The organism is uncultured Sunxiuqinia sp., from assembly GCF_963974515.1.
In the GTDB taxonomy this organism is placed as follows: Bacteria; Bacteroidota; Bacteroidia; order Bacteroidales; family Prolixibacteraceae; genus Sunxiuqinia.
The window spans coordinates 22,768-38,010 of record NZ_CAXBDD010000032.1 but is presented as its reverse complement, the minus strand read 5'-3'; the positions used below and the strand labels follow the sequence as shown (position 1 = coordinate 38,010).

General features: G+C 45.2%; 11 protein-coding genes. 7 read left to right on the top strand and 4 right to left on the bottom strand.

Annotation, left to right across the window (positions count from 1 at the left end):
• From AAC033_RS09490 to hemE, 4 genes are all read left to right on the top strand, one after another.
• Positions 1-312 (top strand): uroporphyrinogen-III synthase (locus AAC033_RS09490; RefSeq protein WP_339737418.1); only part of this gene is annotated, 312 nt, incomplete at its 5' end.
• 12 nt (positions 313-324) lie between these two features.
• A complete protein-coding gene (hemB, locus tag AAC033_RS09485) occupies positions 325-1,317 on the top strand; it encodes a porphobilinogen synthase (protein WP_339737416.1) in 993 nt (330 codons plus the stop codon).
• 46 nt (positions 1,318-1,363) lie between these two features.
• Entirely contained in the window at positions 1,364-2,653 is a 1,290-nt protein-coding gene (gene hemL, locus AAC033_RS09480) for a glutamate-1-semialdehyde 2,1-aminomutase (RefSeq protein WP_339737414.1), read from the top strand.
• Positions 2,654-2,738: 85 nt separating this feature from the next.
• Positions 2,739-3,761, top strand: a complete 1,023-nt coding sequence (gene hemE, locus AAC033_RS09475) for a uroporphyrinogen decarboxylase (protein WP_339737412.1) — start codon at positions 2,739-2,741, stop codon at positions 3,759-3,761.
• A 342-nt stretch (positions 3,762-4,103) separates the two neighbouring features.
• Here hemE and glyA read toward each other — a convergent pair whose 3' ends face one another.
• On the bottom strand, positions 4,104-5,384 hold the full coding sequence (glyA, locus tag AAC033_RS09470; RefSeq protein ID WP_339737410.1) for a serine hydroxymethyltransferase: 1,281 nt from the start codon (positions 5,382-5,384) through the stop codon (positions 4,104-4,106).
• A gap of 361 nt (positions 5,385-5,745) precedes the next feature.
• Here glyA and AAC033_RS09465 point away from each other — a divergent pair, with 361 nt between their 5' ends.
• From AAC033_RS09465 to AAC033_RS09455, 3 genes are all read left to right on the top strand, one after another.
• On the top strand, positions 5,746-6,219 hold the full coding sequence (locus AAC033_RS09465; protein ID WP_339737408.1) for a YbaK/EbsC family protein: 474 nt from the start codon (positions 5,746-5,748) through the stop codon (positions 6,217-6,219).
• Positions 6,220-6,383: 164 nt separating this feature from the next.
• On the top strand, positions 6,384-6,782 hold the full coding sequence (locus AAC033_RS09460; RefSeq protein ID WP_339737406.1) for a hypothetical protein: 399 nt from the start codon (positions 6,384-6,386) through the stop codon (positions 6,780-6,782).
• Between the two features lie 267 nt (positions 6,783-7,049).
• Entirely contained in the window at positions 7,050-11,198 is a 4,149-nt protein-coding gene (locus AAC033_RS09455; RefSeq protein WP_339737404.1) for a hypothetical protein, read from the top strand.
• Positions 11,199-11,230: 32 nt separating this feature from the next.
• Here AAC033_RS09455 and AAC033_RS09450 read toward each other — a convergent pair whose 3' ends face one another.
• The 3 genes from AAC033_RS09450 to AAC033_RS09440 all read right to left on the bottom strand — a co-directional run bounded on the left by AAC033_RS09450 (position 11,231) and on the right by AAC033_RS09440 (position 15,237).
• Positions 11,231-12,322 (bottom strand): acyl-CoA desaturase, encoded by a 1,092-nt coding sequence (locus tag AAC033_RS09450; RefSeq protein WP_339737402.1) that lies wholly within the window; start codon positions 12,320-12,322, stop codon positions 11,231-11,233.
• Positions 12,323-12,480: 158 nt separating this feature from the next.
• Positions 12,481-13,326: a LytTR family DNA-binding domain-containing protein gene (locus AAC033_RS09445; RefSeq protein WP_339737400.1), complete on the bottom strand. Its 846-nt coding sequence runs from the start codon at positions 13,324-13,326 to the stop codon at positions 12,481-12,483.
• A gap of 135 nt (positions 13,327-13,461) precedes the next feature.
• Complete coding sequence (locus AAC033_RS09440) at positions 13,462-15,237, bottom strand: chloride channel protein (protein ID WP_339737398.1); 1,776 nt, start codon at positions 15,235-15,237, stop codon at positions 13,462-13,464.
• Positions 15,238-15,243: the final 6 nt, after the last annotated feature.

Here is a 15,243-nt window from a genome sequence, read left to right as displayed (position 1 = left end):
AAAAAAGCAGAAGTTGACCGGATCAATGTATACCAAACGAATCCTGCTGCGGCTGTCAATGCAGATCTACTTCTGCGCGTCAAAAAGGATGAATACGACGCTTTGCTTGTCACCAGCCCATCGGCGGTACGCGCCTTGATTCACAATCTGAAAACTCCACCGGATCAATTGCGTTTTATTAGCATCGGAACAACCACAACGGCCGAAATCCGAAAATATATGGCCGAACCTTTGGCAACAGCAACAGAACCCAGCTACAAAGGCTTGGCTGAGACGACCATTCATTTTTATCAATCAAAAGTAAAAATTTAAAAAACGAACCATATGAGCTTTCCCATCACACGACTAAGAAGATTAAGGAAAACCGCTGCCATACGAAATATGGTGCGCGAAACCGAGGTCAACCGTGACGACCTGATCATGCCGTACTTTGTCATTTCCGGCGAAAATATCAGCAATCCGATCAAATCAATGCCGGGTAATTTCCAACTATCGGTTGATCGGTTGGTTGACGAAGTAAAAGACCTTTACACTTCAACAGGTGTTGACAAGATCCTGCTGTTCGGTATACCGGCAGAAAAAGACGAAACCGGCGAAGTAGCCTGCCAGCACGATTCGATTGTGCCACAAGCGATACGCGCCATCAAGGCAGAACTGCCCCAGGTAATGATTGTAGCTGATGTGTGCAACTGCGAATACACCACGCACGGCCATTGCGGGACCATCATTGATGGTGATGTGGATAACGACAGCACCCTGGAAACATTGGCAGCCCAATCGGTTACCTTGGCTAAAGCCGGAGCCGACATTATCGCCCCCAGCGACATGATGGACGGACGCGTAGCTGTTATCCGTGAAGCGCTCGATGCCAATGGATTCTCCAATACGCCCATCATGGCTTATTCGGCCAAATACGCATCGGGCTTTTACGGGCCTTTCCGCGATGCGGCCGAGAGTGCTCCGAAATTTGGCGACCGCAGCACCTACCAAATGGATCCTGCCAATGCAGACGAAGCCTTGCGTGAAGTGGAAGCTGATCTGGAAGAAGGTGCCGACATGGTGATGGTTAAACCGGCACTGAGCTATATGGACATTATCAGCCGCGTAAAAATGACCTACAATGTCCCCGTGGTTGCCTACAACGTGAGCGGTGAGTTTTCGATGGTGAAAGCGGCTGCCGCTAATGGCTGGATTGATGAACAACGACTGATCAAGGAGATTCTGACCTCGCTGAAACGTGCCGGCGCCGATGTGATTATCACCTATCACGCCAAGGAATTTGTATTAAGCGAACTCGAAAAAGGAAACCGTGTTTAAAGGCCAGATGCCGGATACTAGATACTTGAAACTCGAAACTGAAAACATGGAACTAAATAAAAGCATACAAGCATTTAAGAAAGCAAAACAACTCATACCTGGTGGAGTGAATTCACCGGTACGCGCCTTTAAAAGCGTGCAAGCCGACCCTGTGTTTATCGACAAAGCCAAAGGCGCGAAGATTTGGGATATTGACGGAAACGAATACCTGGATTTTGTGGCATCGTGGGGACCAATGATTTTGGGCCATGCCCGCGAAGAAATTGTGCAGGCCGTTCAGCGAGCCGCGGAAAGAGGAACCAGCTACGGCGCCCCTACCCTCATTGAAAATGAAATGGCCGAATTGATCACCGGCATGGTTCCTTCGGTAGAGAAAGTGCGGATGGTAAACTCGGGAACAGAAGCAACGATGAGTGCTTTGCGATTAGCCCGTGGTTTTACGGGCCGCGATTTGGTGGTGAAATTTGCAGGCTGCTACCACGGCCATGCCGACAGCTTCTTGATTAAGGCCGGCTCAGGTGCCATCACACTCGGATTGCCCGACAGTCCCGGCGTAACCAAAGCTTCTGCAAAAGATACCTTGACAGCCGATTACAACAACCTGGAGTCGGTCGAGGAGCTGTTCGAAAAGCACGGCGACAACATTGCCGCCATCATTCTGGAGCCGGTTGCCGGAAACATGGGCGTGGTGCTGCCCGAAGAAGGTTTTCTGAAAGGCTTGAAACAAATCACGGAAAAATACGGTGCCCTGCTCATCTTCGACGAAGTCATCACCGGCTTCCGTTTAGCTGCTGGCGGTGCGCAGCAACGTTTTAAGGTAACGCCTGACCTGACCACTCTTGGAAAAATTATTGGCGGCGGACTGCCCGTTGGCGCTTATGGGGGCCGTGCCGAAATTATGGACAAACTGGCGCCCGATGGCCCAGTCTACCAAGCCGGAACGCTTTCCGGAAACCCGCTGGCTATGGCTGCCGGAACGGTAATGCTGAGCACGTTGAAAAACAATCCTTCGATTTACGACGAGCTGGAGCGGAAAGCGGCTATGCTCGAAGCAGGAATTAAAGCGAACCTGCACCGAACAGGTATTTCCGGTGTCATCAACAGGATTGGATCCATGATGACCCTATTCTTCACAGAAAACGAGTCGGTGAAAAGTTTTGACGATGCCATGACATCCAATACCCTCCGGTACGCCAGCTATTTCAAGAAATCGTTGGAAAGCGGCATATACTTGGCGCCATCGCAATTTGAATGCCTCTTCATTTCGGATGCACACACCGATGAAGACATCGCCCGGATTATTGCAGCCAATGAGCTAGCGTTGAAAAGCGTTTAGCTGGATACTTGGATGTCAGATCAAGAATCCGGCAATCAATGACTAATGCCCAATCATCTAATAACAAATGACGAAATTTTCCGATATGCAATCCATATTTTTAGATACACTTCAAGGAAAGAAGACCGACCGGCCACCAGTTTGGTTTATGCGCCAAGCCGGGCGTGTGCTACCCAACTACAATCAGTTGAAAGAAAAATACACCTTTCGCGAGTTGATGGACGATGCCAAACTGGCTGCCGACGTGACGCTGATGCCCATTGAGGATTTGGGCGTTGACGCTGCCATTTTGTTCTCTGACATTTTGGTCATTCCGAACGCCATGGGCATGGAGCTGGAGTTTACTGATCACGGACCGGTTTTCAACAAGCCGCTGAAAGGGCTGGCCAAGCCGGCCGACCACCTGAACCCCGCCCCAGCCAAGCTCGATTACATTTACGACGCCATTGACGAGATTATCAGGCAACGGCCGGCGAATATCCCGCTGATTGGTTTCTGCGGCGCCCCGCTGACCACCATGTGCTACATGTTGCAGGGCATCAGTTCCAACCCAAACTTTCCCGATGCCATCAAGTTTTTGTTTCAACATAAAAAAGAAGCCAAACGGGTGATTGATGCCATTGCCGACTTGTCAATCGTTTACGCCAAAAAGCAGATTGAGCACGGTATTGATGCATTCCAGTTGTTTGAAACACATGCCAACCTCATTCCTGTTGAGCTATACAACGAACTGTTTATGCCCGCGGTGAAGCAAATTAGTCAGGCCGTTCGCGAAACCGGCACCCCCTTTATATTTTTCCCAAAAGGAATCGGCACCGGACTTAAATATGTGACGCCAGACGTGGCCGATTTTGTGGGCATCGACTGGCAAATGCCCATTGAAGATGCCCGCGAGATTGTTCACGCTGAAGTTGGCTTACAGGGAAATCTCGATCCGCGTCATTTGTACGCCAGCCAGGAAGAAATTGCGCTAGAGCTGGAAAAATTTAAGCCCTTCTTCCGAAAAAACAGCAAGTGGATCTTCAACCTGGGACACGGCTTTCTGCCCGATATTCCATACGAAAACGCCAAGTTTGTGGTGGACTGGATCAAACGAACAGATTGGTAAATTGCGGCCTTGCCTGACTCCAGAATCGGATTTAGTGTCAAGTGAGAGCTTCACTCGAAGTGAAACGCTCACTAGTCAAAATACTGTAAGCTTTACTTAGCGGAGACTTCGAGTCACCGGCTAAGTGAAGCTGTCACTAAGATTGAGCGGGATTTGGGCTAAGCCCCAGTGTTGGGAAACTGAAGGATAACAAAACGAATTCTGAAAGGATTCAATAATCCGTCAGCAACTTGCTACTGAATTCTACCACAAGTACATCAGTTGATCCCCAACCGTGAATGCAAGGACAAAAAAAGGCGCCCACACGGACGCCTTCAAAATATTGTTAGGATAGAGATACAACTACCAGGCAAACAATGGCAGGTCTTTCATCATTTTATTGACTTTTTCGCGTACAGTTTTGATTACCCCTTCGTTTTCCACGTCACTCAATACCTCATCAATCAAATCAACGATCACAGCCATTTGGTCTTCTTTCAAACCACGCGTGGTAATGGCCGGTGTTCCAACCCGCAAGCCCGAAGTAGTAAACGGTGAGCGACTGTCGAACGGAACCATGTTTTTATTGATGGTAATGTCTGCCTTGACCAATGTGTTTTCGGCTACTTTACCGGTCAACGCAGGGAATTTGGTCCGCAAGTCAATCAACATGCTGTGGTTGTCGGTTCCACCCGAAATCACCTTGTAGCCTTTCTCAACAAACGCCTGAGCCATAACCGCGGCGTTCTTTTTCACCTGTGTTTGATATTCCTTGTAAGAAGGATCGAGCGCCTCGCCAAACGAAATAGCCTTCGAAGCAATGACGTGTTCCAGCGGCCCGCCTTGTTGTCCGGGGAATACGGCGAAATCCAACACCGCCGACATCATTTTGGTCTCCCCTTTTGGCGTTTTAAAACCAAATGGGTTTTCAAAATCTTCACCCATCAAAATGATTCCACCACGCGGCCCGCGCAATGTCTTGTGGGTCGTTGAAGTCACAACGTGAGCATGTTTCACCGGGTTTTCCAGCAATCCGGCAGCAATTAAACCAGCTGGGTGAGCCATGTCAACCATAAACATCGCGCCCACTTCATCGGCAATTTTACGCATGCGGGCATAGTCCCACTCACGCGAATAAGCCGATGCACCGCCAATTATCAACTTGGGTCTGTGCTCAAGCGCCAAAGCTTCCATTTCGTCGTAATCCACCAAACCGGTTTCTTCTTTGACGTGGTAGGCGATGGGCTGATATAAGATACCTGACGAATTGACTGGCGAACCGTGAGAAAGATGACCGCCATGCGAGAGATCAAGCCCGAGAAATTTGTCGCCCGGATTGAGAATCACGCTCAAAACTGCGGCATTGGCCTGCGCTCCCGAGTGCGGTTGAACGTTGGCATAAACAGCGCCAAAAAGCTCTTTCAGGCGGTCAATGGCCAACTGTTCGGTTAAATCTACAAACTGGCATCCCCCGTAATAACGTTTTCCCGGATAACCTTCGGCATATTTATTAGTCATCACTGAACCCATCGCTTCCATCACCTGCTCGCTCACAAAGTTTTCCGAAGCAATCAATTCAATTCCGCTCAACTGGCGCTGGCGTTCTTTTTCAATAATGTCAAATACAAGTTGATCTCTTTTCATCTCTGATGTGTGTTTCAATAATGAATTAAAGTGCAAAGGTAAAACATTTTGCTGCGATGAGAAACGAATAGAAATTAACAAACCCCTGTTTTTTTGAACGTTTAACATTCCCATGCATAATTCAATGGCACACGCACCAACTCCATCCAGACAACTTTTTCAAACATAAGCCTGGCAGGTAACAAAAATGCACGATCATCAGTACAACCCAATAGCGTTCTTCTCTAACTTTTTATACTGAAATATTCTCTGTCTGAAAATTTAACCGCAGATCTTTTCAATCTCATTTTCAGCAATTGGAGACCTCCCGGTTAAATTGATCTGTTATCGTTGCACTTGAAATGTGATAAACAACCAAATTATGCCAATCAAAAAATTGAAAGATTACCTGGACAAGAACAACATTGAGTACATCACCATTCGCCATTCACTGGCTTTTAATGCCCAACAGATTGCGGCCACCACCCACATTCCCGGCAAAGAGCTGGCCAAGACTGTGATGGTTAAAATTGATGGAAAAATGGCGATGGCTGTTTTGCCCGCGTCCTACCTGGTTAATCTGAAGTTACTAAAAGAACTAACGGGCGCAAAAACACTGGAATTAGCCAACGAAATGGAGTTTAAACATTTGTTCCCGGAATGTGAGATCGGAGCCATGCCTCCTTTTGGGAATTTATACGACATGGAGGTATTTGTAGCACAAAGCTTGGCTGAAGATAAGGAAATCGCCTTCAATGCCGGAACACATGTTGAATTGATTCGAATGGCTTATGCTGATTTTGAACGGCTGGTACAACCCATTGTACTGGCTTTCTCAACAGCCCGAACGGCTTAATTAACTGATCTTAAAAGTCAACTTTGGAAAAAGAAACCTCCGCATGCCAGAGGTTTCTTTTTTAGTTTTAAATTTGCAGAAGCAAAAGAATCAGCCGACTGTTTCCGGCCCCAACATCATACATCAACCCAAATCAACACTCGTGAGCTAAAAAGAAAGACGCCATGCAACGAACCAATGAAAATCAACCCTTGTTATTTGTTTCTGCCACCTTATTAAGCCTGCTTGGCAGCGGACTTGGCATTATACTTTTCGGCTTGGCTGCCCTTTTCTTTAATCCGTCCAAAGCATGGGTGATTAGTGTTACCAATTCCACCAGCATGGACCGGATTACACCGCTGTATTTTAGTCTATTTATGGCGCTCTGCCTGCTTTCGTTTGTGGGGGTCGTTAAAATAAGAAAATGGCAGAAAGCCGGACTCTTCTTTTACCTTGGCGCTCAGCTAACCATGATTTTTCTACCGGTGATCTGGCTCGATTGGAACGCATTTTCGGTTGTCAACCTCATTTTTACTGCCATTTTCTTGTTTATTTATTTCTCTTTTTACAACCGGATGAGCTAAGTTCAACGACCGAACCAATAGCATACTAAAGTTCAATAAACAGTCTCTCTCTGGCCTGTCTATCTAAAAACACCCTTCTTCTGCACCAGCAAGCTTTCCAACCTTTTGTGCGATTCTTTGTTGCGAACGCCCCTGCTTCGATCAGCCATTCCACTGAACACAAATAAGATAAGCCTGAAAATCATTGACTTTGGCATGGTATTGCCGTATATTTATATGTTCTTGGCTATACATAGCACGCGTTAAACTAAATAACCCGAAAACCCTATGAAAAACAAGGGCTTTAAGAATATCAACTACATTAGCTGGATTGTTATTGTACTTTCCATTGCCGTTCTTTACCTATCGTATTTTTTCTTTTACATTCCACAGCAAGAATCGGTTTTACAAGAACGTGCCTTTCGAATCCTCAAGGAATATGGAAATAACTTGTACGGGAAATTCGACTATTACCAGACCCACTTAAAAAATTACGGCGGCTACTACACCATTCGGGATAAGCTACGCAACGAATCGGCCTTGAAAGCTGTTGAAAACCTTAAGCGCAACGCCTCAAAACCGAGCGGCGAACCTTCGGCAAGTACCAAGGCAATAATCAATCTTTACAAGGTAATTGGCAGTTTGGATGCCAACATCGAAGCCGAGCAAATGCCAGCTTCACAAATACCAAAAACTCCGGTTTTATCGAACGATCGCAAATATCTGATTATTCCGCACAATGCTGGATTTAACAGTATTATGCCCAAAACGATCGCCAGCCTCAATCAAAAACTCGACCAACAGTTTGGCGTCCCAGACCAGAATTTCATTTACAGAGTGCCAATTCAAACCCTGATGGAAGGCCTCAAATTTGACTGGCTTTTGGATAACATTATTCTGTTTGACAGATCCATGGTGATCCACAACTCCAGGCAAGATGTCATTCATGACATTACCAATCCCGAAGCGTTATGCGACAGCGCCGAAAACCATCAGGGAGGGGTCATTGAAACCATGGTGATCCGGGGGCAAAAGCAACGCCTGATGATCCTTCCCATCGAATTTGGAGATGCAAAAATTTATTTGGCCGGAGTTATGCCGGCCACCGAGTTTAAGAAAAAAACACGCACGATCAATAGTCAGCTGCTGACCGTAATTTCGGGTGTTTTATTGCTTCTACTTGTCAGCATACCTGAACTTAAGATTATCATGATCAATCGACAGGAGCGTCTAAAAGTTTTCGATGCTTACGGGACAATTATCTCTGTAGTGATGAGCACTGGCTTACTTATTCTGATTGCGATCAGCCTGTTGAAACACCAAGTTGAGGACAAAACGATTCAACACAAACGGGTCGAATTGATTTCGGACACGCTTTTCCATAATGTAAGTTCCGACTTTCATGCCTTAATTGATCTTTACCAGGGAATCACCGACAAAGACAACCAGGATTCAGCCAGCTTCTCGTTTTTTATCCGTCAGAGCTTAAATTCAGATGAAAACTTCACCCAGATACCGGATCACTTCATTGGAAAACCAGTTCCAATTAACGAGATCATCCTGATTGACTCCGCCGGAATTGTTTCGAAAGCAGTGACCAAAACTGTATTTTCAGATGCCGTAACGGTTGACCTCAGCGAACGCGGATACTTTCAAAATGTAATCGACCCCAAACGCAGTTGGCTAAACGCTTGTCAAAAGCGCTATTTCATCGAATCCATCAAGTCATACAATACCGGCTACCAGGAAACGGCCATTTCGTTTTTACTGAATGAACCCATCGAGCCGGGTCAGGCTCCTGTTCTGGCGATCACCTCTCCTATTCCGTCGCTCTACCATCAGGTTTTGCCCAAAGACATCAAGTTTTTGGTGATTGACGAACAAGGCAAAGTCCTGTTCCATTCCACGCAATCAAAAAACCTGCATGAGAACTTCCTGGAAGAATGCGACTTAGACCCCAGACTCCTGAGCGCAATCAGACTCCGGGTTGACGAAACCCTGCATCTGACCTACAACGAGAAAGAATGGCTGGCCCGGATTAAACCTATGACGGATGCGCCATTGTATCACGTCACCTTGTTGGATCACGATCGGATTGACAACCGAAATGCACGCATCTTTCTTTTTACGTTCTACTTCCTGATCATCACCCTTATTTGTATTGGTATCGGAGTGTTGATCATGCGCTGGGCACACGCCAAAAACGACTTCCTGCAAATGCGTTGCTGGTCACTAAGCTGGCTGCTGCTGCAAACTCAAAACTACCTGAAATATAAGGCACTCGTCACTATTTTAGGAGCAATTCTCCTGTTTCAGGTCCTCGGCAGTTTAGCTATTGACAAGCCAGTTACCATGCTGATTTACCAACTCATTTACATAAGCTATACAGGATTTGTAACCATGACCATTTTGGGCCGCAGCAGCACCAAGTCGAACAACCCCGTCATCAAATCATTCTGGGCCGAAGCCCTGGCCCTGGCCATTACGGGGCTGCTAATCGTAATGCTACTTTGGAGGCTGGATCCACATCCCATCGTCATGCTTCCCATACTGCTGACAATCTTACTATCCGGATTTACGTTTTATGCCTCCAACGAACGATTTTCCAGCTTACCTCAGCCCAAAAGGCTTTTCGACAAACTTCCGCTGATTCCTTTTCGACTCGGAGAAACGCAGTCCATCACGACCGTTGACGGCGAACCCGTTTTTACCCCTGTGCCAGGAGCAGTCAAGAGGGTGTACAGCGCTTTTATGATCCTATGGCTTACATCCTTGGCTGTTGTACCGGTCGTTCAATATTACTGGGTTATTCAAAAGCAGGAAGAACGAATTGCCAAATGGGAGCAAATGCAACACATCGCTTTTCAAAACCTGCTGCTGTCCAAAAATTTCAAAGCGTTTGAGCAAGAACTTTGGTATAAGAGAATCCAGGGCAATGGCATCGACAGCCTTCAGATCACAAGCTATGACACCAGCCGGGTAGAATCCGAAAAAGCACAAATGGAAAACAACGGACACCGACTAAACAGCGACCAGATCTACTCGCGCTTGCCTGATTTGATCTCGAGCGACAATTACCTGATGACCTACCTGAAAGACCAGCACGCCATCGGGCAACTGGTCGCACCCGATGAACTGGAATACACGCACAGCGGTTTTGAGGGGATTATTCGTACCAAACTTCCAGATTACATCAAGTTAAGTTCCAGCTTATGGCTATTGAATCTCATTCTGGCTACTTTGCTGGTTGCACTGGTCATCTGGCAACTATACCAATACATGGCCGAGAATATTCTCAATACCAATCCAGCCATTCGGATTATGCCCGAAACGCACTCCCTAAAAAGCCTTCTCTTCAATACAAAAATCAGGCGAATACTATTGGATTCGTATGACGGTGAGCATTGCCTCCGGCTTGTATGCGAACTGATTGAAACATCAGGCTCCACAACTGACGGCCAGAACCTGACGATGGAAATCATCCATGCAGACAAACTCATCGACGCCACTTTCCAGATGGATTACTTGCTTTCGGGCCAATCGAAAATCATCTGGGTCAGCGATATCGACCAATGTATCCAACACATCAAAAAACATGATATAATTCTGAGTAGGTTGATGAAATTAGATCAGCATGCTGAAGGAAAAGTGATCGTTGTACTTCCCTTTGAATTTGATTTCATTAACGAATACTACGACGACTATCTGGAAGAAAATGAACTGGAGAAAGACGAAAGAACACAAATTTTTACTTGGCGAAGAAGCTGGAAAAGTATTTTCAAAAGCTTTAACAAATACTCGGGCTATTTTGTGCCTGATGGAGAAACTGAGAACCGCAATTTGCTTAGAACATACAACGTACAGGAAACGGCCTCAAATTTGGAAAGAAAATCGCCTGAAGACTACGGAAACTCCTTGTTCAACCAGTCAATTATTGAAAGACTATCGATAATGGAGGAACAAGATAAAAAAGGCCTTGAAAAACGAATTCTGGATATTGAATACAAAATGGAACCTCGCTACCAGCATATTTGGAATAACCTGTGTAATATTGAGAAGCTCATCTTGTTCGATTTAGCCGACGACGGAATTACCAACCTGAAAAACAAACACCTGATCAAGCGCTTGGTAATAAAAGGCTTAATCATTCCGGAACCTTATCCACGGCTATACACCCAAAGCTTTAAGTACTTCATCAACAACGCCATCAACCCCGATGAGATTAAAACCTTGGAAAGCAAACTAAACCGAAAAGGCAGCTGGCATAACATGCGCTACCTAATTCTGCTGATTTTCACCATGCTCGCTGGTTTTGTACTGATATCGCAGGGAATTTCGATTGAAAAAGTGATCGGAATTTTCGCTGGAATACTTGCCCTGCTCTCCGGGGTAGTTCGATTATTCGACAGTGGAGTTTTCAGACCGGCTGCTAAGTAGCATTTCCGGCTGAAATTATTTGCCTGCCCTAATCAGGCTGCACGCCCCAGCGTTTTTAGCATCTTGAAATGGCTGACCACCGCCTTTAAAAAGCTCGGCTGAACATGGTATGGTAAATTATATTTAAGCGCTGTTTGCTTCACCAATGGCGAAATCTTTCGGTAATGCACATGGCAAATGGCCGGAAACAAATGATGCTCAACCTGGTAATTCAATCCACCAACAAACCAGGAAAATAGCCTGTTTTTGGGCGCATAATCGGTGGTTGTCACTAATTGATGGATTGCCCAATTGTTGTCAACAGCTCCAGTCGCGTCAGGTATCGGGAACTGCGAAGAAGGCATGACGTGCGCAGTTTGAAAAATAACGGTTAAAATGAACCCGCAAATCAGGTGCATCACCAAGTAAAACAGAATCACCATCCACCAGGCCACCGGCAAAACCAGAATCGGAATGACAAGGATATACGCGTAATAAAACACTTTCGACACGATTAATTCAGCCAACAACTTCGGGTAGGTTTTTTTACGCCCCAACAACACGCCATCTTTCGAATAACGATACAACTGCTTAAAATCCTTACTGGTTGTCCACATCAGAGTCATCAGACCGTAAAGAAACCAGGCATAAAAATGCTGAAAACGATGAAACTTGCGACGCGGCTTATTAGGAGAAAGCCGCAAAACTTTTCCCGGGTCAATATCTTCATCATGATCATCAATGTTGGTGTAATGATGATGCAAGGTGTTGTGCTGGTGTTGCCAGGTATGCGAAAAACCGCCCAAAAAGTTAAGTGAATAGGATAAAATTTTGTTGACCACCTTATTTTTCGAATAAGAATTGTGGTTGGCATCGTGCATGACGGATAAGCCGATACCGGCCATGCCCAGCCCCATCACACCCCATAACAGGAACATAGTAAACGGATTGGTTACTACCGAGAAAACCATTAGAAAATAGGGAACCAGGTATAAAGAAAACATAAATGCCGTTTTCAAAAACATACTGGCATTGCCGTATTTTGAGATTTTATTCTCTTCGAAATAGTCAAAAATTCGTTTCCGTAATTCAAGAACAAATTCTTTCTGATTGGTATTTGGAAATTTTATTGCTTGTGCTTTCATAAATTGGTCACGTTTATTCTGAATTGATCATACAAAGATATTTCAGAACTGGCAGCCTCAAAATGAAAAGGGACTAACAGAAGCTGCGGAACGTCGATCCACCGCTGATTGGGGCGAATAAGCAAAGCCGAACGCCAGTGCCATTCGTCCCGGCAGGCTTAAATGAGCTCCTTAATCTTCAGCAAATACTGACGCGAAACCGGCACGGGATCGTCAAAACCCTTTAGTCTGAGCCAGTGATTATTGAACTTGCGATTCAGTTTCTCAATATGAAATGAATTGACAATACAGGTCCGGTGACACCGAACAAAACCGGAGAAAGGCTTAACTTGCTGTTCAACATTTTTCAAGGTGCTTCGAATCAATTGCTTCCTAATGGCAGTTCCTTCACGATAAAAAACCTCGACATAATTGTCGGCCGAACGGAGCAATAGAAGATCAGCTACGCTCAAAATCAAATGATCAGATCCGTATTCCGAAACAAACTCAATGGTTTGATTATGGTAGTCATCTTCATAATTTTGAATTTCTTTCCGAATTGTCTCTTTTTCAAGAACCAACGACTTGTTTTGCATTTTCAGCACGACAAACCGATCGTAAATGTTTAGGATTACCGGCGAAACAAGGCAAATGAGAATAATCTTGAACATCTCGTAGAAGGTAATGCTGACGGAGCCTACGTACCGCAGGTAAAAAGCGACAGCCACGGAGCTTAATGCCGTGATCAGAAAAACCCGGGCATAGGAAAGCAACAGTAATTCGTCGCTCTTAAAACGGTGATCGGGAATAAAGGCCCGGAACAGGCCCCGTATCAGAACATGGAAAAAAAAGATAATCGCAGCAAAACCGCCCGCAAACAAAAGTCGATTGTTAAAGTCGAATTGCTCCAACGGAATGGGTTGAAAAAATAGAATAAACAAAAAAATTCCAAAGGCAATACCGAGCAAAATTCTCAAATCTTCCTTCAAAAGTACGATTAAGCTATTTAACTTTTGATTTCCCATTGAAAAAATTCGTTTTACAATTCTGTCCTAAAGTTAAATCATTTTTTTCTCCAACAAAGGCTTCTTTCTCCATCGCCAATTTTAGCCATGATCAAAGCGACTGTCCAAGCATACTGACAAGCATTAAAACCATGCCTACTCGTGAGAAAATGTACGCACGGTATCGCGGTAGATTGAAAACACCGTTGCCCGTGAAATAAAACCGATGTATTTCCCTTCATCAATCACCGCCAGATTATACCGCCCGCTGGTTTCAAATTTCTCGGCTACAACATGCATTGTATCATTGGGAGAAATATAGAATTCAGGCATATACATCAAATCTTTAACAAAAATGGTATCGTACAACTCCTGTTTAAAGACAATATCACGGATATCATTCATTTTCACCATTCCCTTCAACATACCAACGTCATCAACCACAGGAAACAAATCGCGCTTGGAACGCGAGATCGCTTGCACCAGATCGCCCAAAGTCGCATCGGGGTGAACTATCTCAAGGTCTGTTTCGATCAACTCGCCCACTTCCATGAAATGCAAAACCGCCTTATCCTTATGATGCGTAACCAATTGACCTTCAGCAGCAAGTCTCTTAGTATAGATAGAATGGGGCTCGAACCGCATAATGGTGATATAGGCAGCCAAAGCAGAAATAATCAATGGAAAGAAAAGCTCATAGCCGCCCGTAATTTCAGCGGTCAGGAAAATCCCCAGCAACGGAGCGTGCATCACACCGGCCATCATCGCTCCCATCCCAGCCAAAGCAAAATTATCCAGGGGCAAATTCAATCCAAAAAGATGATTGAGTAAGTAAGCCAAAAAGTATCCGCCAATGGCACCAACAAACAAAGTTGGAGCAAAAATGCCACCAATTCCCCCGCTGGCCGTTGTTACCGACATGGCAATCACCTTAAAAAAAAGAAGCGAAAGCAAGAAAAGAACAAAAAACCAGGGATTGTCGCGAAAACCATAAAACATGGAATTATCGAGCAAGTTGAGTCCCATGTCATTAAATACTTTATTGATTGAAGAGTATCCTTCGCCCCAAAGCGGTGGAAATATAAAAATCAGAACGCCAAGGATAAGTCCTCCATAAAGTAAGCGGGTAATCTGACTCGTTACGCTTTTCATTCGGCGTTCAACCCACATGGTAACCCGTGTAAAATAGAGCGAAAACAAGCCGGCAAATATGCCGAGTAGAATATAGAAAGGGATATTGGAGGCGTCAAATGAATGAATGACATTGAATTTAAACAACACCGCATCGCCCATAAAGTAAACGGCAATAACCGCGGCTGTGATTCCTGAAATTAAAAGCGGCACCAGCGAAGCCATGGTTAGGTCGAGCATCAATACCTCCAAGGTGAACACAATGCCGGCAATGGGTGCCTTGAAAATACCCGCAATCGCTCCAGTTGCCCCACATCCGATCATCAGCATGATATCGGCCTGCCCAAGCTTGAAAAAGCGGCCCAGATTGGAACCAATTGATGCACCTGTCAACACCACAGGCGCCTCAGCTCCTACCGACCCCCCAAACCCAATGGTAAAGGCACTGGTGATCATGGAAGAAAAAGAGTTATGTGGTTTAATCTTTCCCTTGTTTTGGGAGATAGAACTTAGGATTTTGGAAACCCCATGCCCAATGTCATCTTTCACAAAAAACCTGATGATTAAAATGGTAATGACGATTCCGATCAAAGGAAGCGCAAGATACCAGTAGTTCTCAGAGGTAATCACCGAATGACCTACCAGCTTGGTATCGATAAAGTGAATCAGGTTTTTTAGGATCAATGCAGCCAAACCGCTAACAATTCCAATAATAAAACTGATCCAGTACAGTTTTTTTGCACGCATCAGCTGCTTTGCCAATGCACTCAATTTCAATTTCAAATTCGCTATTCGCAACATTTTTTG